Origin of the sequence: Corynebacterium nasorum, from assembly GCF_032821635.1 — a bacterium.
Lineage (GTDB): Bacteria > Actinomycetota > Actinomycetes > Mycobacteriales > Mycobacteriaceae > Corynebacterium > Corynebacterium kefirresidentii.
This window is the reverse complement of the sequence record NZ_JAVBIE010000010.1, coordinates 1-20,161: the sequence shown is the minus strand read 5'-3', so window position 1 is coordinate 20,161 and position 20,161 is coordinate 1. Positions and strand designations below refer to the sequence as shown.

Annotated in this window: 15 protein-coding genes; 7 read left to right on the top strand and 8 right to left on the bottom strand. The window is 52.7% G+C overall.

Annotated elements, in window-relative coordinates; genetic code table 11:
* Nucleotides 1-33: 33 nt before the first annotated feature.
* The 5 genes from RAE07_RS08790 to RAE07_RS08770 all read right to left on the bottom strand — a co-directional run bounded on the left by RAE07_RS08790 (nucleotide 34) and on the right by RAE07_RS08770 (nucleotide 6,658).
* Nucleotides 34-1,746 carry an AMP-binding protein gene (locus tag RAE07_RS08790; RefSeq protein ID WP_248099983.1) on the bottom strand — a complete coding sequence of 571 codons (1,713 nt, stop codon included), beginning with the start codon at nucleotides 1,744-1,746 and terminating at the stop codon, nucleotides 34-36.
* A 59-nt stretch (nucleotides 1,747-1,805) separates the two neighbouring features.
* Entirely contained in the window at nucleotides 1,806-2,717 is a 912-nt protein-coding gene (locus RAE07_RS08785; RefSeq protein WP_248099981.1) for a cutinase family protein, read from the bottom strand.
* Between the two features lie 22 nt (nucleotides 2,718-2,739).
* Complete coding sequence (locus RAE07_RS08780; RefSeq protein WP_239206628.1) at nucleotides 2,740-3,171, bottom strand: hypothetical protein; 432 nt, start codon at nucleotides 3,169-3,171, stop codon at nucleotides 2,740-2,742.
* A gap of 2 nt (nucleotides 3,172-3,173) precedes the next feature.
* The gene (locus RAE07_RS08775; protein ID WP_248099979.1) at nucleotides 3,174-5,120 is read right to left on the bottom strand and encodes an alpha/beta hydrolase-fold protein; all 1,947 of its coding nucleotides are present in this window, start codon (nucleotides 5,118-5,120) and stop codon (nucleotides 3,174-3,176) included.
* Nucleotides 5,121-5,257: 137 nt separating this feature from the next.
* Entirely contained in the window at nucleotides 5,258-6,658 is a 1,401-nt protein-coding gene (locus tag RAE07_RS08770) for an NAD-dependent succinate-semialdehyde dehydrogenase (RefSeq protein ID WP_259825181.1), read from the bottom strand.
* A gap of 340 nt (nucleotides 6,659-6,998) precedes the next feature.
* Between RAE07_RS08770 and RAE07_RS08765 the strand changes: the two genes are divergently transcribed.
* The 7 genes from RAE07_RS08765 (at nucleotide 6,999) to RAE07_RS08740 (ending at nucleotide 13,010) form a co-directional block, all read left to right on the top strand.
* Nucleotides 6,999-7,310: a hypothetical protein gene (locus tag RAE07_RS08765; RefSeq protein WP_259825180.1), complete on the top strand. Its 312-nt coding sequence runs from the start codon at nucleotides 6,999-7,001 to the stop codon at nucleotides 7,308-7,310.
* Between the two features lie 1,356 nt (nucleotides 7,311-8,666).
* Nucleotides 8,667-8,978 carry an SGNH/GDSL hydrolase family protein gene (locus RAE07_RS08760; protein WP_259825177.1) on the top strand — a complete coding sequence of 104 codons (312 nt, stop codon included), beginning with the start codon at nucleotides 8,667-8,669 and terminating at the stop codon, nucleotides 8,976-8,978.
* Nucleotides 8,979-9,026: 48 nt separating this feature from the next.
* Nucleotides 9,027-9,827 carry a GDSL-type esterase/lipase family protein gene (locus RAE07_RS08755; RefSeq protein WP_259825176.1) on the top strand — a complete coding sequence of 267 codons (801 nt, stop codon included), beginning with the start codon at nucleotides 9,027-9,029 and terminating at the stop codon, nucleotides 9,825-9,827.
* The gene (locus RAE07_RS11945; protein ID WP_369075971.1) at nucleotides 9,710-10,768 is read left to right on the top strand and encodes an SGNH/GDSL hydrolase family protein; all 1,059 of its coding nucleotides are present in this window, start codon (nucleotides 9,710-9,712) and stop codon (nucleotides 10,766-10,768) included. Before RAE07_RS08755 ends, RAE07_RS11945 begins: the two co-directional genes overlap by 118 nt.
* A gap of 1,166 nt (nucleotides 10,769-11,934) precedes the next feature.
* Nucleotides 11,935-12,204, top strand: coding sequence for a hypothetical protein (locus tag RAE07_RS08750; protein ID WP_317001734.1), 270 nt, complete (start codon nucleotides 11,935-11,937; stop codon nucleotides 12,202-12,204).
* On the top strand, nucleotides 12,189-12,797 hold the full coding sequence (locus tag RAE07_RS08745; protein WP_317001695.1) for an IS3 family transposase: 609 nt from the start codon (nucleotides 12,189-12,191) through the stop codon (nucleotides 12,795-12,797). The genes RAE07_RS08750 and RAE07_RS08745 overlap by 16 nt, the downstream gene beginning before the upstream one ends.
* A gap of 57 nt (nucleotides 12,798-12,854) precedes the next feature.
* The gene (locus RAE07_RS08740) at nucleotides 12,855-13,010 is read left to right on the top strand and encodes an IS3 family transposase (RefSeq protein ID WP_234288152.1); all 156 of its coding nucleotides are present in this window, start codon (nucleotides 12,855-12,857) and stop codon (nucleotides 13,008-13,010) included.
* Nucleotides 13,011-13,111: 101 nt separating this feature from the next.
* Here the strand turns inward: RAE07_RS08740 and RAE07_RS08735 are convergent, their stop codons facing one another.
* The 3 genes from RAE07_RS08735 to RAE07_RS08725 form a co-directional block, all read right to left on the bottom strand.
* Nucleotides 13,112-14,797: an AMP-binding protein gene (locus RAE07_RS08735; RefSeq protein ID WP_259825171.1), complete on the bottom strand. Its 1,686-nt coding sequence runs from the start codon at nucleotides 14,795-14,797 to the stop codon at nucleotides 13,112-13,114.
* 38 nt (nucleotides 14,798-14,835) lie between these two features.
* Nucleotides 14,836-18,105, bottom strand: a complete 3,270-nt coding sequence (locus RAE07_RS08730) for a cytochrome P450 (protein ID WP_248099971.1) — start codon at nucleotides 18,103-18,105, stop codon at nucleotides 14,836-14,838.
* 378 nt (nucleotides 18,106-18,483) lie between these two features.
* Complete coding sequence (locus tag RAE07_RS08725) at nucleotides 18,484-19,293, bottom strand: GDSL-type esterase/lipase family protein (RefSeq protein WP_198010439.1); 810 nt, start codon at nucleotides 19,291-19,293, stop codon at nucleotides 18,484-18,486.
* Nucleotides 19,294-20,161 lie beyond the last annotated feature (868 nt).

Below are 20,161 nucleotides of genomic sequence, written 5' to 3'. Positions count from 1 at the left end.
ATCGCTATATTTTGTCACTTTGTTAGCGATAAATCAGATCCCTACATAGTTCTTCTTAGCTACACGGCGCGCAATCTTGCCGGAAGAAGTACGGTTGATTTCCCCTGGGGCCTTCCACACGATGTCATCTGGCGTAATTCCATGATGCGAGGTGACGGCGGTGCGGATGACTGCGGACGCCTCTGCATCGCCGGCCGGCTGCGCATCATCGGCGCGCTCCACCAACAATACGAGAGATTCAGAATCCTTGCCTTCCACAGAGAAGGCGGCAACGGAGTCCGGTCGCACCTGCGTGGACGCTGCTTGTACGGTGCTTTCAATATCCTGCGGATAGTGATTGCGCCCAGCGATGACGATGAGGTCCTTCAGGCGGCCAGTGATATAAAGCTCACCATCCACGATGGCGGCTAGGTCACCGGTTGCCATCCAGTAATCGTCTTCTGGCAGGCCGTCCTGCTGGCGCTCACCCAAGGTATTGCGGAAGGTCACGGCGGTTTCCTCAGGCCGATTGAGGTAGCCAGTAGCCATATTGGGACCATGCACCCAGATTTCACCGATTACGCCGTCCTTGACCTCAGCGCGCGTTTCCGGGTCCACGATGGCAAGGTGCTGATGCGGCACGCACTGCCCATTGGACACATAGGCCACAGTCGCGTCGGACTTATCCTCGATGATGGCGCGTCCCGCGGCCAGTTCGGCACGATTGAAGTGGGAGATGACTGGGCGCTTGTCGGTTTGCGGGGTAGATACAATAAGCGCCGCCTCTGCCAGACCATAGGACGGGCGCAGCACGGAACGATCCACGCTGAAGGCATTCAAGAAGGAATCCACGGCCGCCTCCGTTACCGGCTCTGAGCCGATAATGATGCCTGCTACGTGCGAGAAATCAGCATCCTTGGCATGGCGCGCGGCCAGTTCCAGCGCAAAGTTGGGGATAGCGGAGTACGTAGCTTGCTCGCCGGCGGTCAAACGCCGGATCCAGCGGTCTGGGTGTTGGATGAAATCGCGTGGGGTCATCATCTCGAAGTCCAAGCCCAAAATGGTAACGAATACGGCCAAAATGATGCCCATATCGTGGTGCATTGGCAGCCAGGAGACGATGCGAGCCGGCATCTGCAATTGCAGTGCTTGGAAGATCTGCGCAACATTGGTGATAATCGCTCGGTTGGTGAGCTCCACGCCGGCCGGGGTCCGAGTGGACCCAGACGTGTACTGCAGGAAAGCGGTGTCCTCCGCGCTTCCCTCCACGGGTGTCCAAGAACCAGCCAAGGAATCAGGAAGAGCGTCGAGGGAAATAATCCGCGGGCGCTCACGCTGGGCAGAGAAGTACTTACGCACAGCGGCGGCAGAAACACGATTCGTCACCACGATAGGCGGTTCGCAATCACCGAATACCGCCTCCAAGTGGTCCGCGTGGCCCGGTTCATTGGGGTCATAAAGCGGAATCGGCACCATACCCGCGTACAGTGCACCCAAGAAGCCAAAGACGTATTCCGGTGAATTACCAGCCAAGATGGCAACGCGGGTGCCCGGATCTGCTACCTGCTGCAGTCGCGCCGCCACCACCTTGATGCGTTTATTGACCTGCGCGCGGCTAAGCTCCCGGCAGGTTTCTTCCTCACCGTAGATCCACTGGCGCATAACCACACGGTCTGGGTCAGTCTCCGCCTGGTAGAGCCTTTCTGCCAGCTGGGCCAAACTGAACTCGGGCGCTAGGAATTGCCCCATCTGCGCTTTCAGATCCATGGAATCTCCTTAAGTGAATGGTTTCTTTAATAAAACTATCGGAGGGTGGGGAATTGCTGTTACGCGGCGTCGATAAGCTGTCGGGCCCAGCCCACTACCCACTGGTTAGCCGTCGTGCCATCAATGACACCACTATTAGAGGCGTACTGCGCATGGACGCCATTCGCGGCAATCAAACCCTGCGCGCGCTCCAGCGCATTAGACACGTTTGGCGGGGCATCACAGACTGAATCATTGGGCGCACAAATCTGGAAGGTCCGATCCGCCAAGCTACCGAACCCATTCGGGCGCGCACCACGCATGGACGCACCCGGAACGATGGGCTGAACTAAACCGGATACCGGCTGGAGGGCAATTTCCGCACCCACGCCGCCGACCTTGCGGCCTGGGTTTTGGCCAACGCCATTTTGGCGGCGACCATCTGCAATAAGGGCCACACCTGCAATGCTTTCCGCCGGCACTGCACCCTGGCCGCCACCGATCTCATCGGCAACGTCACCTGCAATGACCGCCCCCTGAGAAAAGCCACTCACAATGAATTTGGTTGCCGGGCAGCTCTCATGCACACTGCGCAGCTCATCATTCATCTTGGCGGTTCCCTCATTGCGGGAATCGTCGTAGCTCATTTCATGCTGTGCATTGATGTTTTTAAACTGCGCGGTATAAGGAAGGGTCCATACCTTCACGTCCTCCCCGTAGGCCTCCTGCAATGGCTTCGTAATAGACAGCATGAACGAGCGCGGATTGGCAGAAGGATTAAGGGGATCGTCGTCAGCCGCAGATTCCCACGTACCCGGGGCGGAAATGAACTCCACGCGCGGGCACCACTCGGGCTGCTGCGGCGGTGGCGCAGCCTGCTCCGTGGAATGCGGAGCTGGGGAGTCCGTGCCCTGGTTGAGGTAACGCGACGCGCCCACGCCGATAACAGCTAAAACGACGAGGACTGCGACAACGGTAATGGTTTTTCTCATGGATTAGTTGTACCAGGTGAACCTAGCAAATCCCTGTACGTGCGGAATCCGCAATCAGCTTAGAAAGCTCTTCAAAGCCCATCGTGGTGCGCTGTTGCTCAACAAGCTGGCCGGCGACCGCAGAGAGGGTGACATCATTCTCATCACAGGCTGCTTTGCCCGCGCCGAGGAGCTGATCTTCTACGCCATCGACGTTGACGCCGGCGTCTTTTAGCCTGCCTAGGTACTTGGCTTCCGATTCCGGCAGCTCGGCGGTGGGAATTTCAGAGATCTCACGCGCACCGCGGTCTTCCTGCGACTTAGAGGATGTCTCTTCCGCAGAGGTAGGGGCCTCCGACTCCCGCTCGAGGGGCGCGACCTCGGTCTCTTGCGAAGGTTCGCTATCCACCGTGGCAGAACCGCACCCCGCAAGGGTCAAGCACAGCGCCGCGCCCACTACTACTAGCTTGCGCATGACTACTTCTTCTCGGTCCGAACCTGGCCCAGAACCTCGCTGATCTTGCCGTGCTGGAATTCCTGGCTCAAGCCACCAGCGGCAATCTCGGAGTAGTCAGAGGTAGGCCAGCCGAACTCGCCCTGCTCCCAGCCAGCCTGGCCCCAGCGGTCCATAATCTTGCTCTTCAGAATGTAGTGCGCACCAGTCTTCGGGGACCAGTAGATGCTGCCCTTTTCAAAGGTCTGGAAGAAGCCGCCATTGACGGCGTTCTCTCCGGACGTCGGGAAGCCGAGCGCAGACTCCGCGCCGCCCATGTCCTTGTATTTGGCGCCGATAGCACCGTGTACTACCTGGTTGGAGCCATCCGGGTTACGGGTAAGGATTCCGTCCTGGAATTCCTGCATGTAGCCCTCACCGACCTTCTTTACCGAGCCGGTCGGGTACTTCAGGTCGCCCTTTTCGTAGCCATTCTTGCCCCAAGCCTGGAACATATCGCCGGTAATCTCCCAAGCGCCAGTCTCCGCGGACCAGTAGATGGAGCCGTGCTCAAAGTGCACGAAGCGGCCCTTGCCATCTGGCGTCTTGGACTCGCCGGTCTTCGGGAAGCCAAGCCAGGAGGTTGGTCCGCCGATTTCGGCGTAGCGAGCACCAATGCGGCCGAAGAGGGCATGCGCACCGGTGTCTGGGGACCAGTAAGCGGTGCCAGACTCGAAGTCCTGGGCCTTGCCCTTCTTAGCGACGTCGTACTCATTATTCAAGCAAGAGCCAATAACGCCGCTCTTGGTCTCCTTAGCGATGGCTCCGATTGCCTCACAGTCCGCACCGCGGTCGGCCTTGTCCATCTGCAATGCATCTGCGATGTATGGCCATGCCTGCTGCATCTCAAACTGCCAGTATTCCCAGCTGTGCACGCCGGATGGGCGGAACTTAACCACAGGGTCAATCTTGGCGCGCTTCGCATAATCAACATAGGTCTGGGTGGACATACGGGAGATGACCTCCAAGCCCATGCCAGCGAGGTTTGCCTGGCCCTTAGCCACGGAGTTGGCGTTGCCAAAGTCATCCTTGCCCGAACCTGCGGAGACATATACCTTCATGTCCTTCAGGTTTTCAATGCCCAGCTTTGGATCATGGTCGATCCAGTTTTGGGAGCCCGGCTGGCCCCACATCTTGCGGGAATCATAACCGCCGGCATCGCGCTGCGAAGCCATGATGGCTTCCGGCATGCCACGCGTAGTGGTATCGAGGTAGCCGGAGAAAGAACCCACGAAGCTAAACAGGTGCGGGTTGCGCTCAGCCAGGTTCATCGCGGCAGTACCGCCCATGGACAGGCCGGTTACCGCGCGCTTGTGGTTGGAGCGGTACTCATTGTCCAGGATCGGGATCAATTCCTTGGTCAGGAAGGTCTCCCACATATAGTGCTTACCGCGGTCTGCTTGCTCCCAGTCCGAGTAGAAGGAAGACTCGCCGCCTACCGGCATGATCAGGTTGACGTTGCGGTCGGCGTACTGGTTCAAAATATTAGTTTCAATGGTCCAGCCGGACTCATCGTCACGCGCACGCAGGCCATCCAGTGCCCATACCTCTGGGAACTTCTTTTCTGGGTGGGAGTACCAGTCACGGGCGAGCTGGATTTGCACCTTCTGCTCTTTGTCCGGCATCGCCGCAGACTTGATGTAGACCATCAAGTGGCGGTTGGTTAGGTACTCCACGCGGTTGATCTTCACGCCCTCCGGCAGGCCCTTAACATCCGGGTATTCGGTGTTCAGCGGGGTGCGGGCGGGTGGATCCTTCGGTGCGAAATGATCGGACAGGCTGGAATCGCCGCCGATTGCGGAAGAGAGATCGCCTACAGAAGATTGTGCGGTGGCGTTTGGCAGCAGGGCCAAACCCACGGCGATGGCGGTAGGTACTGCGGCCACAGCAAGGCCCTTGCGAGCCTTGCTCGGGGAAGTGCTTTTGCGCATAGGTAAACGTCCTTGAAGATTTGCCGCGGTACCTTTCCGAGGGTTCCCCTCCCCCGGACCGATGCCTACGGCGTGAGCTGTCTATCGTGCACTCAAGTTTAAGTTGAACTTGAGACTTACGCTAGACAGACACGCCGCTACATTGCCGGGGAATTACCCGGATTATCCTGTCCGCTCACGCGGTACAGGTGCTCGTTGACGAACTCGCCTACGCCCCAGCGCGCCAACTCGCGGCCATAGCCGGAGCGATTCACGCCGCCGAATGGCAGGCCTGCTGCGGTTACCGACGCCTCGTTAACAAACGTCATGCCATCGTTGAGCTGGTTGGCTACTTCAAACGCAGCATCCAAGTCAGTGCCCCACACGGAGCTAGACAGACCGTACTCAGAGTTATTGGCAATCTCGATGGCCTCTTCGACGTCCTTGGCCTTGTACACAATCGCCACTGGGCCGAAGATCTCGTTGCAGCCTACGTCGGCGGATGGGTCGACGTCGGTAAGCAGTGCAGGCTCCATGTAGGCGCCCTCGCGATCGATCTTCTTACCCCCTACGCGAATCTTGGCGTCGCCGTTGGCCGCAGCCTTTTCGAGGCGCTCCACAATCTCATCGCGAGCGTCAATAGACGAAAGCGGACCGATATCGGCATTCTCGTCGTCATAAGTGCCGACCTTCATGTCCCCGATCTTCTTTTCCAGGTACTCCACAGTGCGGTCATAGAAGTCCTCTAGAACGATAAGGCGCTTCGGCGCATTGCAGGCCTGGCCGGTGTTATACATGCGAATCAGGTTGTACTGATCCAGTACCCACTCCAGATTCTCATCATCGATAACCAGGAATGGGTCATTGCCACCCAGCTCCAGCACGGACTTCTTGTAATTTTCGCCAGCGGTCTTAGCAACGGCAGAGCCTGCACCCTCGGAGCCGGTCAAAGAAACGCCCTTGATGCGCTTATCCGCTACAAAAGCATCCATCTGGGAACCGGAAGCATAAATGTTGATATACGCATCCTTCGGCAGACCAGCTTCTTCCAAGATGTCCTGACATGCCTGGGAAGACAGCGGGCAGATGGAAGCGTGCTTGAGCACGATGGTGTTACCCAGCAACAGGTTAGGAGCTGCGAAGCGGGCTACCTGGTAGTACGGGAAGTTCCACGGCATAATGCCCAACAATGGGCCAATCGGCTCCTTGCGTACCACGGTCTTGTGCGCGTTCTGAGCCGGCAGGTACTCATCTGCGAGCAGCTCGTGCGCATGCTCGGCATAGTAGCGATAGATATCGGCAACAATCTGCACTTCGGCCTTTGCCCAACGGGTCAGCTTGCCCATTTCACGACCGATGTGATCTGCCAACTCATCGATGCGCTCTTCATAAAGGTCCGCAGCGCGGGACAAAACCGCGGCACGCTCCTCAATGCGAGTACTACGCCATGCATCGTAGGCCGCGGTGGAACGGTCTAGGATGTCATCGCGCTGCGAATCATCGATGCGTTCAAACTTGTCTTCACTCTTGCCTGTGCTTGGATTCTCAATAGCGAACATGGGCCCCTGTATAGTCGCGGATCACAACCCACGCAAGCTTATGGAGCGACGAACTCGGCTCTAGATTGGGCTAGTTACGCAGGATTTACAACTCCCCAAAACCCCGGTAAACGAATAATTTAAGGATTGTTTATTTAATGATTATTTGATGCCAAGCGACAGGCCAATGCCCCCATCCAGATCCAACACCTATGTCCGGCTTGAATGCCACTAAGAAGCAGCCACGTAGCTTCTCGGAACCTGTACTGACGCAAAAACATATGAGACGTAACTGTTGCACCCTTTTGTAACACCTGTGAACGTACCACCCAGTACTATCCCCACGATTGAAGGAATGGCTATGGCCGTACTGCTTCAAATCAACGAAATCGTTTCTGGTCCCATTAAAGACCTTCTAGTTCACATTTCTGGAGGAAAATTCCCAGAAATTAAGCTCCCGAACATATCTTTGCCGGAAGTAAACCTCCCGGAGCTTCCACCAATGTCGTCTCCGACTTACCCAGAAGAGGTTAACCTTGAGGTTGGCGGTTCCTCTTTCGGCGACTTGGGTTCCTCGAATTTCCTCAACAAGACTGGCTCTTCCGAGCTACTGAACGACTTTCAGGCTTCCGAACTGGATCTCAGCGCACTAGGCAGTGTTTTGGGCGGTTAACCCCCCATTTAACACTCGGCACCCTACTACATGCTAGTGATATTGAAAGCTCCTGCAGCACGGCACTAGTTTAGGCATGCGCCTTCCAAAAGATCATGCGCCTTCCAAAAGATTGCGGGTGGGAACGGACTTATAAGTCCGTTCCCACCCGCAATCTTTTATCATCTAGTTTTAGGGAAAACGTCCTCTTGATTGGCGTGCTACAGGTTGGGCGCCTATTGCTAGGCCATAGGTTCTTTCAGATCTTATGAAAAGCGAAGCAATCGGTTAGTACAGCATGGACGTAGAAGATTGTCGACTTTAACCAGTTTTCTTTTCCAAAACTCTACTTCATGTCGAACTGGATCAAGTCGTTAGACAATCGCGTTTTCGAGGGGAGGCACCATTCGGACAGTCTTCCCTGTCGATCTTCTCCCCAATGCGATGCGTTTGAGCCGCTCTTTAAGTCCCCCTCCTCTGACTGGCTGTCAGTGGCCGTACGGCCATCGTTTCGGACGACGGTTGCAAGTCAGCGGAAAACCGGTTTTCTATACGCGACGTTGCAGTATTTCATAGAGTTCGCGCACTCCCGCTGCACCTATTCCCTCTGCTAGTTAAATATACACCGGTGCATCAGCGCCTATTCACGCGTTACTGTTTCAAAACACTTAGGCTGGGAAACTCGCACTTGTCACAAACGGAAAAATGATACTTTCACAGACTCGGATTCAAGAGCCTCTAAACTCACACGGCTACCAATTTTCACCCCCATAACAGGAATTACCGCCCCTCAGAATTGGATTTTCTCTGTATAAGCACTACGTTTGTCAGGGTGATGAGCAAACCTCACACACTCCTATTGTTCCCGATCCCTAAGACCATGAAAAATATAAAACAGGATAACTGCCGGCTTCATCGCCCTCACCGCGAGTTTCTCCCTCACCCAAACTGCCAACGCAAGCCAAGGGCAGGAAATGGTAACCTTCGGTGATTCTTTTACCGCCAACGGCGGAGCACCTGGTAGCCGCGCATCTACAAGCCCTACATCCAAATCCACCCCTGCTTTAATGACAAACGGAACTGGGCACATCAAACCGCCGATAACTTCCACTACACCCTCGCAGATTACTCCTGCAACGGAACCAGCTACTGGGTGGACGCCTACGTAAATGACGCGATTCGTACCGGTACCACACTAAAGAAGTCGTCTTCATGTACGGAGGACTTCAGCCAGACACTCATATAGATGCCCTAGCCAACTCCACCCTCCCAAACATTCCCAAAGGATCCAACTATCGAGCGCTACTCAGCTCAGAGTTCGACAAAATCCGCCGAGTTGCCCCCAAAGCGCGGATCACTATGGTCAACTACCTGCCAATGACTGTAAATGACACGCTGTGCGCGATTAACGATGGCATCAGAGTTGTGCCTATCTCCTTCCCAGGTGCTACTAATGCGGAAGCCGAATTCAACCGTGAAATCGGACGCGCAGCACAAGTTTTAGGAGCCAACTTCATCAACCTCTATGACCAAGCCAAGACCCACGACACTTGCCAACCTGACGCCACTCAGCGTTGGACTGTAGCGTTGAAAACTCAAGCAGCACCTTCCGTCATGCCTATGCACCCGACAGATATCGGACACGACGGAATGGCCAGAATCATCACCAGCGAACTTCAAAAGCGTTAACGAGACGACAATCCCAGGAAGAACCTAAGAATGCGACTCCACACTAAAATGGTTGCAACTTCCATCGCAGCCGCAGCTCTCATGGCCGGAAATATCACTGCAACAGCCGCAGTACCAGGCAACACTGTCCTCACCGGAGACAGCGTGGTAGCAAACCCAACGCTCACCGATTTCTTGCAAAATAAAGCCAAAGTCAAGACAAATACTGGAGTAGGCTGCGTCACCGACGGCTCCATTGCCAATGAAATAGCCATCGCTTCTGGGGGCGCCCACGTCGATCAGTACCAATGCGCAGGCGCCTCTTTCGCAACTGGCGGTATACACATTGAAGACGCGCTTCGAACTGCAGCACAACGCGGCGATCTCAACCCACAGACCAAAAACGTAGTCATTGTCGCAGGCGCCAACGATACATACCCATACGGGTCTGATGTTGCTGCTTCGGAACGCGCAATCCGAAGCGGTCTGCGTAACGCCATTAGCGTAGCACATCACCATTCACCAAATGCTAAAGTCATTGTTGTCGGCTACCCACATGTATCTTTCAATAACATGTCCTGCTACAACAGTGGCTTGGGGTCATCAAACCCACTACCCATCCCAGCCGGTAGTACCGCTGGCACCGAACAGCGCCTCCAAAACACACTCCGTGAAGTCACGCAAAAAAACAACGCTACCTTCCTCGACGCATGGCCGATGTCCCAAGGACACGACGCCTGCTCCCCAGACCGATGGTGGGTAAATCTCGTCGACATCATGCCACCAGCACCAGGAAACCTGCCTTTCCACCTCAATGCCCACGGCACACACGAATATGGCCGGTTCATTGGGCGAAACATTGCAAAATAGCCCCATGCCGCCAGTTCCGAGTAAACAATCAAAGGCCTAGGCTTTTCTTCCCTGGTACATTGGATAGACTCTTGCACGCCCAAAAAATCACTGCCGCACTTTTAACCGCAATACTTACAACCACGGCCCTAGCACCCTCCGCTCAAGCCCTCCGACCAGGAGACAAATACGTAGCACTCGGGGACTCCTACGCCTCCACGGGCACAATCACACGGCCTGCTCCGGGGAGCACCCCGGCCTGCGTCAGAGACCGAGACAACTACCCCCACCGACTAGCTGAGCTCCTCAACCTCCAGCTCGACGATGCCACCTGCGCTTGGGCGTTTACCTACCAATATGACAACCCTCAACATCACACTCTGCCGCTCACCGCTCCAAGTCCTCAGAAGCAACATCTCACCCCCGACACAAAAATAGTCACCATTAGTCTCGGGGGAAACGACGCAGGCTTAGCCGCCCTTTTTGCTAGTTGCGCACCCCACGTTCAAATTCCCGGACTGCCCGAGTGCGCGCCCCTCGCCGAGCCTGTAACAGATGGAAGTATCTACAACCCCGATTTCACTGGCAGGAATCTTAAACAGCGAATGATCGATATAGCCAACGATGTAAAGAGACGCGCACCGGCGGCCCAAATATTCTTCACAGGTTATTACACCGCCGCGACCTCAGAGCCCATTTGCCCAGAAAGTGGCTTTCTCTCTCTAAGCGATCGACGATACATTGAAAGCTTTCTCACTAAGGTGAACTATACGCTTAAACAAGCAGCTTTGGAGTCACACACGACTTACATCAGCCCCCCAAATGACGATGAAGGTTGGTGCAAACCGCCGGATCAACGAAACTCCAACTTCCACGGGCTTCCCGAGGGCAATCTAATCGCTCATCCCACCGCATTAGGCCAACAACACATGGCACAAGAAATCGCCCGCAAGGTTCGCTAACCTCCTGCCCGAGCGGAGCAGTTGAAAATTTCAGTGGCTTCTGGCCCAGGTAGTCGAGAAATTCGGGCCTTAGGTAGTTCGGAGGCTCGTGATTTCCTCAGATTGTAAACACCGAGCGCGGTTATTTGGTCGTTCATGCGTCTGACGGAGACCTCTTGGTCGCAATAACTTTTTACAAGACGCGTTAATACGGCCACGGCCTTCGTGTAGCTAGGCGAGAGAGGATTTTACGGTGCCTAGCTTCCCGATGTCTACGCCAATCAACCAACTCGGGTGTCAGAGGTCATCCTCGAGTGATGGACGGCCAAGTTAGCGGGACTTGGATACTGACGAGCACTCCTCCAAACTTGACATGCCCAGTAAAGAAGTAGCTGAGCTAAACACAAAAAGGGCGTTCTTCTCAAAAACGGCAGCCCTCTTCGTCACAAAACAACGAAGATAGAACGTTTGGGGGTGCGGGCATTTTAGGGATCTTCAGAGTAGCAACTTGCTTCGGCGTTGATTGATACTTAACCCCAAGCCTCCAGGCTTTCTCATATAGTGATATGAGTACGGTATCAAAATAGTTTTTAAGCAATTAATTGTTCAATATAACAACCAGTGGGTAGCAGTCGAAAAAGGAATCCACCGAATCCCCGTCGAGGAACGGTCCCCATTCAGTTATGTTGAAGAAGAGTAGTTTAGTCGCTCTGGTTAATCTTGGGGGCATCTCGAAAATTTGAGAAACTTGCTAGATTGATCGTAGTTTTAGCTGGATGTAGAGCGCCCCCGCTATATAACTTTTCACCACCCCGGCCTTCAGAAGTACTACCAACTGAAGCCCCTCAGCCCTCCCCGTATTGTACTGCGCCTCATTAGTTGACCTGAGAAATTAATTACCTACTCTAGTGGGGAGCAGTTGTATTCGCGCACGTAGTTTATTGTCAGTTAGGCAGCGGGAGAATTGGTGGCCCGTTTCGCGAAGAGTTATGGTTACTGGGCTGCAGCTCATCAAGTTGGTGTTCGCGTTGATCTAGTCCGTGTTTTGTTTCGTCGGTTCTTGCTCCATGACAAGCTGTGTCTTGTGAAAAGCCCTCAAAGCAGCAGTACTCCTTCGAGGTCAAAAAGAAGTTGTCCAACGCCACCTCGCCGGCGAGACAAAGTACAATCTTGTCCGTGAGTTTGGCCTGTCGCCAGATCAGGTGGTCAGAGATCGGCCGCGGAAATGGCGAAAAGGCGGTGATGAAGCGTTAAAGCCCAAGCCGAAGGGTAGGCCTAAAGGCGCAGCTAACCCGAAGATGCTTACTGAAGGAGACAAATTGCCTCGCGAATACGACCAGTTGCGAACCGATAATGCCTATCTAAAAAAAATTGCGGTACTTGAGAAACCAGGGACACTCCTGAAAAACAGGCGATCGTTAACCCCAAGCCGCCACACCGCTTGGAAGACCTCCTAGCAGCGGCAGGTATGCCACGGGCGACATTCTTCTACGATCAAAAGCGACTCGAAAAGCCAGATAAGCATGCTGCGGTAAAGCAAACAATCCTAGGAAGCATCGGGCGCAACAAGCATCGCTACGGCCACCGGCAAGTGTTGCCGGACTTGCGTAATAAAGGCTGGCTGGTCAACCACAAACTCGTCTACAAGCTCATTCGCCAGATGGGCCTTCGGACCAAAATCCGTCAGCGCAAGCCCTTTACTTCCTACGCAGGAACCATCCGTCGCATTGCTGGCAAAAAGTTTGACTGCAAGTTCACTCCAGACAAGCCCTACACCATCTTTGTTAGCGACGTTACCGAGTTTAGGACTGCAGGCCGCAAAGTGTATTTGTCCCCAGTAATGGATCTCATCGACCGTCCCATTGTCCCTCACACCGTGTCTAAATCACTGTCGATAGCGTTTATCGTCAAAATCATTGACAAAAGCGATTGCGGCCTGTGCGCCGAAGGCTGGGTGGATGATGCACACCTACCCAGGCTTCCAATACCAGCAGTCGACCTGGCGTACTTTGACTCACGACAACGGCGGTGTTCAGTCAGTGTCGCGTAAAGCCAACTGTGACGACAACGCAGTAATGGTCAACTTTTTCGGACACTTAAAACCGATATGTACCACGGAGAGGATTTTAGCAACGTCGAGGAACTCACCCATGCTATCGAAGATTACATCCAGTGGTACAAAACCGAACCCATCCAACAACGACTAAAGGGCCTGACCCCGATGCACTATCGGAATCAAGCCCTTGAACGTCTAACCACCTAGAATTAAACCAGTCCAACTTTTGGGGCCGGTTCATATCAGGAGGCAAGCAGAGGAGAGAATCGGCTTAGAAAATCTCATCCTACACAGACGAATCGAACTCTCTAGGCTGTCGACTCGCCAGGAAGCTCAGGGCGTATAACCTTACCCATTGGGTTGCGAGGAAGATCAGTAACGAAAAACACGTCGCGAGGAGTGTGCGCGTCGGACAAGCCTTCGCGGACTAGCCGGCGAACTTCATCTTCTGTAAGCTCCTCCGAACTCACGCCGTCTTCCCGAATGATGTAGGCACGGAGAGCCTGGCCAAAGTCAGGATCTTGAACGCCGTGTACATGTACCTCTGCGACACGACTGTCTCGGATCAGTAAGTCCTCTAGCTCAGAAGGGAAAATCTTCTCACCATACTGCGTAATTACTAGGTCGTCCGCACGCCCGCCCACGTATAGCTTATTTCCCTTCTTATAGCCGCGATCACCCATACGCAGTAGCCCATTTTGAGTTTTAATATCAATTGATGGATCGGTATATCCGGCAAACATGTCGTAGGCACCGGCGAAAATCTCCCCTACTTCGCCGTCGGGAACCACTTGACCGTCATCGTTTCGTATCTCAATCATTGAGCCTGGGTGAATAGTACCAGTCAACGTTGGGTCTGCCGCCAAGTCTTCGGCTGCAGAAATCGCAAGACCAGAAGTTTCAGTGGAACCGTAGCAATTGTGGAAAATGGGGCCGAACTTTTGATTTACCTTTTGCACCTCGTAAGGGGTGAGGGGGCTACCCGAGGACGTTACAAACTCAAGGCCAGGCACGCGGTCAATACCGTTCTTATCCAAATAACCTATCATCCCGCGAAGCCGAGAGGCGGAGCTGATCCACGCATCCACACCATACCGTTCCACTTGTTCAAGTGCTTTCGCTGAATCGAAATTGCGTTGAGTAATTATCGTCGAACCGGTAAATAAGCACAACAGCATATTACCCCAGCCGTAGAAGTGAAATAGTACGCCTGTAAGAAGGACAGACATATCTCGGCGCCATGGGATAGCGTCCAAAACCGGTCCAATACCCTGAGGCGACTTAAGCTGACGGCGTACAACTCCCTTCGGCATTCCTGTGGTACCCGAGGTCATCACGACATGCTGAGACTTCGTAGGCTTTTTGGGCAGGAGGCTCAAATTAGGACTGCCGGCTTCTATGATTCCCTCCATAGTAAGGACATCCTCAGGGAGGGAGGAGCTATCCTCCACGTGACCAATAATGATCTGACACGTCTTCTTAGTAGTCTCCGTAAGCCTTTCGTAGAAACATTGGTCCACGATGAGGGTTTTAACTTCATGGAACTCAAGCACGCGCTCGATCTGGGGGCCAGAGCTGTTGGCGTTAATCATGAAAATATGGTAGCCAGCCATCTGACGTGCGCAAAGCGGAAATATTGCAGCACGCCCGTTTAGTGCCATGACGGCTACATTGCTTCCGTCCTCCACACCGTTTTTGAGAAGTCCGGTTGCTAGTCGAGTCACTTGCTCGAAGCACTCACCAAACGTTAGCTCGCCGTCATCATCAACTAGGCCCAGACGTTCAGGGTGACGGCGTGCGGTATTCGCCAATGCGCCACTTTCCAACGTCCCAAACCTTCGAATAGTCTCAAAGTCGGACCTTACCTCCCGCGCCGAACCGAACTCAAAGATGTTGTTTTTCCGAATGACGTTAAGAAAGTAAAGGAACTGACGAACAACTTCCTTCCTAGGAACACCATGCTGAGTGTTAGGTTGCAGTGTGTATTTTGACATTGTTTTCCTTTCACGGCTTAAATTACCTAGTTGCAATTTTATGAAAATGCATCAGTGACATAGGTAAACGATTCTCGTTCCATCTTTCCAACTGCAGCGGCGGCAGCGCTTTCATCTAGGTTGAGATGTTCCCCAACAATCGTTCGCATGACTTCACGCACCGAGGGCGCAACCTTGGTCGCATCTCCGCAAACTAGGACCCTCGCGCCCCTGGAAATATAGTCCATTACCTCGTGACGATTCTCGTATACTTTGTCTTGGACGTACTTCACCTCATTTTGGGAAGAATTCATTTCTGGATGCCTAGAAAAGGCTGTCCTAACGTCGACTAGACCGTCTTTCTCCCAGACTTCCAATTCTTCCCGATACAAGTAATCCGAATCTGGTCCGTGGCATCCGAAAAAGAGTAGTACAGGTTCCACAGCACGCCTACTATTCCGTGATTGAATCGCGCGTTCCTCGATAAACGCCCTTAAAGGTGCGATCCCTGTACCCGCACCAATCATCACCACTGGTTTGTCCACGTCATCGGCGCGGAAATGGGGGTTTCCACCAACAACGGAAACGCAAACCTTTGCCCCTGGTTTTAGTCCAGCTAGATAGTTAGAGGCAACACCGGAAAAAACTCCACTTCCAGACCAAGCTGGAGACTCTAGCCTAGAGAAGGTAAGGGACACCCGATTCGTAGACGCCAAAGAGGAGGAGGAAATAGAGTAGCGGCGGGGCTTCAGTGGCTCAAGGAGGGACAAATACTCTTCAAAGCTCAAATCAATTGATGAATACTTCTCGAGGAGGTCTATCAATGAGGTCCTATTCCTCAACAACTGAGCATAAGTGGCCGGCTCAAGGAGCATTTCCAATTCCTTCTTTTCCGGGGGGCACACACAGTTGCGTTGTAGGATGCCGATGTGCTGTTTACTAACTGGAGTTGCAAGCTCAACGTAGTTAGTAAGCAGTTCAGTAAGAGTCATCACTTGGCCGACTGGAAGAATCGTAGATTTGCCGTTCAGCTTTATGCGGGCTTCGCTTGAAAGCCTAAATCGATCCAAAACGCGATTTACTGAAACTTCTGGATTTCGCGGTAGTACTTCAAGATAGTCACCTGTAGAATAATTAACTTCTTGAGGTAGCTCTATATCCACCCGGTACTTATCATTGATCGGTCCATCTGCGGCGGTTGAAAGCCTGACAACTCTTTGAACTTCGGCCTCAAAAAACTCGCTCTCCGAATCGGTCGACAGGGCATCTGCTCGACCTTCGCTCATGTACTGGATCTGAACTGAATTCGCTTCGTCTTGGCGGTTAATTTCTACCGAAAGATGATCTCCAATAGCCTGCCAAAGCTGCTTTTCCCAGTCCGCGAAATCCGAGAGGTAGTCTCCGCGAACATCTACAGCTCCTCTATCGACGAGCCGGTTAGCCCCCGCCGCTTCCATAGCCTGATCGATGACTGACGGCACGCGTTGGAACGTTTCCGCCCATTCGGAATTACCACTACCAACTACGGCAAAGCTTACTTCACCTAAGTCAGGACAGTCCCCAGTGGTCAGCCACTTGAAAAAAGACTTCGCATTCTCCGGCGGCAATCCCTCATAAGAGCTGGTAGCAATTATTACTACGTCTCCAGAGTGCAGGTCATCAACTGCATCATCGAGGTCAGCCACCTCCGTTTCAAAACCTTGCGAATTAGCGAACGCTTCCAGTTTTTTCGCATGATTCCGAGAAGTCCCAGCATTGGATCCGACGAATAGCCGCAGCTTATGCCCGTTTGGCTCGGCAACCGCAACCTTGTCAAACTTTTCCTCGCCGGAAATCGACCCACCTGCTTCGGTCTCAGACTCCCCGCCTCGACCCCGGTACGGGAACTTTTCTCGCGGAGCGATGTTGATCAATAGGTCTTTCGGTTTCGAAGTGAGTCCATCCAACATGGTCAGTTCGTATGAAGGATCAGCGAATTCAAGATCGAAGTGTTGGATAATTAAAGCAAGAACCATTGTCGCTTCCTGCATGGCGAATGCACGGCCTAAGCAGGATCGCTCGCCGTTGCCAAACGGCTTCCAAGCGTTGTGGGGAATTTTCTTTGCACTCTCAAATTCAAACCTCTCCGGTCTAAATTCCTCAGGGCTATCCCACACAGCCGGATCACGATGCATGTGTCCCAAAAGGACAAGAAGAGTGTCGCCTGGATTAACAGTTACAGGTTCGCCAGCCGTTCCTCCATTTTCGCCGATTGTGGTGGTTTTATAAGGTGTCACAGCATATGCTGGTGCCGTCGGATATAGTCGCAGGCCTTCACGTAAGATCTGGTCTATGTATCCCAGATTTTTAAGATCTTCATACTTAGGAAAGCGACCATTCAAAACCTTGTCTGTTAATTTTCGAGCCTTCTTAAGGACTTCCGGATTCTTGATTAACTCATACACCACAAAACTTAAAAGTCCTGAGGTAGTCTCGTGGCCTGCAATCAGAAAAGTAATGAGCTGGTAACGGAGATTCTCATCGCTTAGCTTTTCACCGGTCGACGGATCTTCAGCGTTCATCATCACGTCGAGAACATCTTCATCACCCTCAGCGCTGGGATTCCGACGCCGTTCTGAAATCAGCTCATCCACCGTATTTTCCATGGTTTTAATGTCCCCTTGGAACCGGTGTTGACCAATAAAGTCAAGCTTTTTTTGAATTTCAAGTGCGTGCGCTTTTCGGCCTGCATGATGTAGGCCTCTTGCCATTGCATTGACAAACGGGTGGAAACCTTCGGTGTAAAACGAGTTAAACCGATAGCTGAACGAGCATAGTGCGATTGTATCGAGAGTCAAACGAGTGAAATCATTAGCAACGTCAACTGCCGCTCCTGAAGAATTTCTGGACCACTTAAGCATTAACTGGTCCGCAATGTCCGTCATTTGACCATACATACTTCGCAACGCTAACGGGTTGAAGGCTGGCATGAGAATACGGTGGGCCTTGCCCCACTCCGGATCATCAAATTCAGAAGTAAACAGTCCATTCCCCGCAAAATTACGCACTACTTGCAGAGCAGGGTGGACTAATTTATGGAATCGGGATTCATCCGATAGTTCATCCACCAGTGCGAAGGAGCTCACTACATAGAAAGGCTCTGTCCCAGGGATTACCTGTCGATAAAATCGCCCATGTTCTTTAGCAAGCTTAGTTGCGGATTGTACAATGTTATTAGGGTCAACCGAATATGCAGTTCCGACAAACGGGTAAACCTTGGGTCCCGGCAATTCCGCCAAACAAGTTGAGTTATTGTCATTTTTCGAGGCGTTGGTGATAGTGCCAGCCATCTAGATTAGCTCCTTCTTTGAATTCACATCTCAGTAATACGTCTCGGATTGAAGTCTTTTTAGGACTTACAGCTAGGAATTTGTACAGCTACGTTAAATGGCTCTTGAAGGCGTACTTCTAGAATAATTGAAATACTTGTTGAATGCTCGGCCATGCATTCAAGGTTCTGTCCAAGAAGTTGTCTAAACGCAATGTACCGGTTAGATGAACCAGCGGCGTCGTGAGCGGATAGTTCTGGACCAGTGTGAATACAAACTCAGGAGTCATAATGTCGTTTTTTCTGTGTCAATGACGAAATTGTCGTCTCTTCTAGTAAAAGTCATAGACAGGGATTAATGGCTATTTCCATCGCCTGCCTGTTGACCCATTTGGATGCCTTAGCGATAAGTTTCGGCAATACGCCTACCATAATATCCGTGCCCGGCATCAGTGAGATGCCCGGCCAACTTATGCGGTGAATCGTCAAAGATCGAGGCACCATAACGTCCAGGATCATTAGAGCACCCATTCTTGCCACTTTGAACGGAAATCTCGGCGACCATATCCAGAAACTCACTTCCCGTATGCAGAGCGGCCAATCGTTGCTGTTCTCGCACTTCATCTTGGTAATAGGCCACAAGTGGGAAATACCAGTGACTGGTAACCCCTAGAAGATTAGAGCCACACGTATGATTGTGCCCATCTGTTTCATCTGGGATTCCCAGAAGAATTACTTTTGCGTTGGGGGCGACGCTTTTCACACGGTTAATAGCACCTGTCATTGCCGCATCGTAACGAGCCATTCGTTGGGGCTGTGTAGTCATTGATGGCAAGTTATTTGGCTGGTAAGTGTCGTTAACTCCAGCACTGATAGTCACCAGCCGCGTATTCGCATCGAGCTTACGATCCGCTATTGCTCGCTCAACCTGCTGACGAACTGTGTCATGTGGGATTGCATCATTTCCGTGCGGTTCGACGTATGCAGTCGCTCCCGGACAAGAATAGTCCTCTAGGCGCAGGCCAGTACGCTTCGCAGCCTGAACTGCAAAGTTGTTAGGATCCTGTGCGCAGGAGCCATTGCGAATGGTTGGCCACTCAAGATTCGGGACGTTCTTTTTAGTCTTGTATACCGCCACGTCTAGTGCTGTAGGGTTGGCCGCTACGGAGTCGCCAAAGCTCAGATAGGTTTCCCGAACGTTTTGGTTCACTTGAGGCTTTGGTTGGAGGTTTTTTGGTGCCGCTGGAAGCGGTGGCATTTGCGGCAACGGGGGAAGCGGTGGCATTTGCGGCAACGGGGGAAGCGGTGGCATTTGCGGCAACGGGGGAAGTGTCGGCGCTTCTTGAGGTAACGATGGTAAAGAAGGGGCTGCCTGTGCAATTGGCACCCCTGATACCCCGATGGCGAGCGCGACTATTACACCGCAAATTTTTCGTATCTTCATTGGTCCTCTTCTCAAGGTTAAAATTGACTGGCCAATCTTTGACAGTACCACAGTGGCACTATTTATAGTTTTTCAGCTTTCGTTAAAATGTTACACGTCATCTCAAAGTTCCTCAGGGATATTCTGTATAGCTTGTAACTTTTTTAGAAATCCCTTTCTGCGCTGTATCCCATGTCTCCCCATTACTTGCTAAATCTCCTCGCACTGGAGCACTAAATTTGCGCGGATTCCACTACATGCAAACCATAAATGCTTGAACAGCGTTCGGAAATTCCTCCGTCTTTTGAGCAGAAGGCGTGTCTAGTTTGTAAGCATGCATTCGAGTTGACACATTGGAATATCGCTTTGGCGGTGCACTGCTCCTTAGTAGGGCCGTTTTTCGTTCAATGCACCGGAATGGCACCTACACGCGCTAACTGACTGCTAGTGCGCTTTACCACTGATACCAAAATTCCCTTGACGCTCTCTTTACGCTGTTCGAATAAAACGGGGGTTGAGAGTCACAATGCATGTGGACCTGACCCCTGTTTGGTGGACACCTGATATCCAGCCCAGTCGGGCTGGAAGAAAGGTAATCTACCACCATGTCCAGGTACTCCGAACAGTTCAAACGCGATGCCGTGGCCCTCTACGA